Origin of the sequence: Burkholderia sp. Ac-20379 (genome assembly GCF_017104645.1) — a bacterium.
In the GTDB taxonomy this organism is placed as follows: Bacteria; Pseudomonadota; Gammaproteobacteria; order Burkholderiales; family Burkholderiaceae; genus Burkholderia.
The window spans coordinates 1-2062 of record NZ_JAAGPF010000600.1 but is presented as its reverse complement, the minus strand read 5'-3'; the positions used below and the strand labels follow the sequence as shown (position 1 = coordinate 2062).

Annotated in this window: 3 protein-coding genes and 1 pseudogene; 3 read left to right on the top strand and 1 reads right to left on the bottom strand. The window is 70.5% G+C overall.

Annotated features, from left to right (window positions below):
• The 3 genes and pseudogenes from G3N92_RS35250 to G3N92_RS33110 form a co-directional block, all read left to right on the top strand.
• Window positions 1–169: pseudogene (locus G3N92_RS35250) on the top strand (thiamine-phosphate kinase); the annotation flags it as partial.
• The gene (locus G3N92_RS33115) at window positions 156–821 is read left to right on the top strand and encodes a phosphatidylglycerophosphatase A (protein ID WP_206131726.1); all 666 of its coding nucleotides are present in this window, start codon (window positions 156–158) and stop codon (window positions 819–821) included. The pseudogene G3N92_RS35250 and the gene G3N92_RS33115, both read left to right, overlap by 14 nt.
• Window positions 822–831: 10 nt before the next feature.
• Window positions 832–1332 carry a CinA family protein gene (locus G3N92_RS33110; RefSeq protein WP_206131725.1) on the top strand — a complete coding sequence of 167 codons (501 nt, stop codon included), beginning with the start codon at window positions 832–834 and terminating at the stop codon, window positions 1330–1332.
• Window positions 1333–1434: 102 nt separating this feature from the next.
• Here the strand turns inward: G3N92_RS33110 and pyrF are convergent.
• On the bottom strand, window positions 1435–2062 hold a 628-nt coding region (gene pyrF / locus G3N92_RS33105), incomplete at its 5' end, for an orotidine-5'-phosphate decarboxylase (RefSeq protein ID WP_206131724.1).

Genomic DNA, 2062 nt, shown 5'->3' with positions numbered 1-2062 from the left:
CAAGGCCGTGCTGGCCGCCGGCGAAACGGCCGGCGTGCCGGTCACGCGCATCGGCGAGATCCGCGCGCTCGCAGCCGGCGAAGCGCCCGCGATCCGCTGGCGCGACGGCCAGGGCGCGCCGCTCTCGCTGACCCTGCACGGCTTCGATCACTTCCATGACGATCAATGACCCGGCGCGGCGGCCCGACGACAGCCGCCCCGACGCCCTGCCCCTGATTCCGGCCGCGCCCGAACCCGAGCCGGCCGCCGCGCGCACGGAGCGTATCGACCCGGCATCCGCCGCGTTCCACGACGTTCACGCGATCCACGACGACGCCCGCCCGCAACCGCGCCGCGCCAGCGCGCCATTCATGCGCTCGCACCCGCTGCATCTGCTGTCGCTCGGTTTCGGCACCGGCCTCGCGCCGCTCGCGCCGGGCCTGATCGGCTCGCTGTTCGGCTGGCTCAGCTTCGTCGCGCTGGCGCCGCATCTGGGCGACGGCGGCCTGGCCCTGCTGATCGCGGCCGGCTTCGCGCTCGGCGTGGCCGCCACCGGCTTCACGGCCCGCGCGCTTGGCGGCGCGAAGCCGCGCGCGATCGTCTGGGATCGGATCGTCGCGGTCTGGCTCGTGATGTGGCTCGTGACACCGGCCGGCTTCGCGCAGCAACTGGGTGCGTTCGTGCTGTTGCGTCTCGTCGACGGCGTCAAACCGCCGCCGCTGCGCCATCTCGACCGCCGTTTGAAAGGTGGCTTTGGCATCATGGCCGACGATCTGGTGGCCGCGTTCGTGACGCTGTTCGCGATCGCGATGTGGCAGTCCCTTTTTTCCACTTCTCGCTGAAACCGCACGCATGCCGACCGATTCCGTCGTTCACCAGCTCGCGATCCGCGCCGGCAACAAGCTGCGCGACGAGCACCTGATGCTCGCGACCGCCGAATCCTGCACGGGCGGCATGATCGCCACGGCCGTCACCGATATTTCCGGCAGCAGCGGCTGGTTCGAGCGCGGCTTCGTCACCTATTCGAACCAGGCCAAGAGCGAGATGATCGGCGTGCCGCACGAGCTGATCGAGAAGCACGGCGCGGTCAGCGAACCGGTGGCCCGCGCGATGGCCGAAGGCGCGCTGCGCAACAGCCGCGCGCAGGTGGCGCTGTCGGTGACGGGCATCGCCGGCCCGGGCGGCGGCTCCGAGCACAAGCCGGTGGGCACCGTGTCGTTCGGCTGGAGCAACCGGCTGCACACCGAGGTCGAAACGCTGGTGTTCCGCGGCGATCGCGAACAGATCCGCGTGCAGGCCGCCGCGCATGCGCTGCGCGGGCTGCTCAAGCTGCTCGACGAACGCGAGCGCTGAGCCGTTTGCCTTCCCATGCAAAAAGCGCCCGGGCATCGCTGCCGCGGGCGCTTTTTTCGTTGCCGGGTGCCTGGCGGCGCTGCTTGCCGCCAGTCGCAGCGATCAGCGATGCGCGTTGATCGCGTCGCGCGTGGCCTGCGCGGCGCGCGCGGCGGCTTCGGCGAAATCCTCGCCGTTGCTCGCGTAGAGGATCGCACGCGACGAATTGATCATCATGCCGCCGCCGTCGGCCGTGCGGCCGGCCGACACCGTCGCCTGCACGTCGCCGCCCTGCGCGCCCACGCCGGGGATCAGCAGCGGCATGTCGCCGACGAGGCCGCGCACGATCTCGATTTCCTTCGGGAACGTCGCGCCCACCACCAGCGCGAGCTGGCCCGTCTTCGCGTTCCACTTGGTGGCGGCCAGCTCGGCCACCACCTGATAAAGCGGACGGCCGCCCGTTTCGAGGAACTGCAGATCCGAACCGCCCGGGTTCGAGGTACGGCACAACACCACCACGCCCTTGTCGTCGTAGGCCAGGTACGGCTCGATCGAGTCGTAGCCCATGTACGGGTTCACCGTCACCGCGTCGGCGCGATAGCGCTCGAACGCCTCGCGCGCGTATTGCTCGGCGGTGCTGCCGATGTCGCCGCGCTTGGCGTCGAGCACGACCGGAAGGCCCGGGTGCTGCAGATGGATGTGCGCGATCAGCCGTTCGAGCTGATCTTCGGCGCGATGCGCGGCGAAGTAA

Bases quoted from the DNA above. Each gene is read 5' to 3' on its own strand.
- G3N92_RS33115 (WP_206131726.1), top strand. From the start codon at position 156: ATGACGATCAATGACCCGGCGCGGCGGCCCGACGACAGCCGCCCCGAC.
- G3N92_RS33110 (WP_206131725.1), top strand. From the start codon at position 832: ATGCCGACCGATTCCGTCGTTCACCAGCTCGCGATCCGCGCCGGCAAC.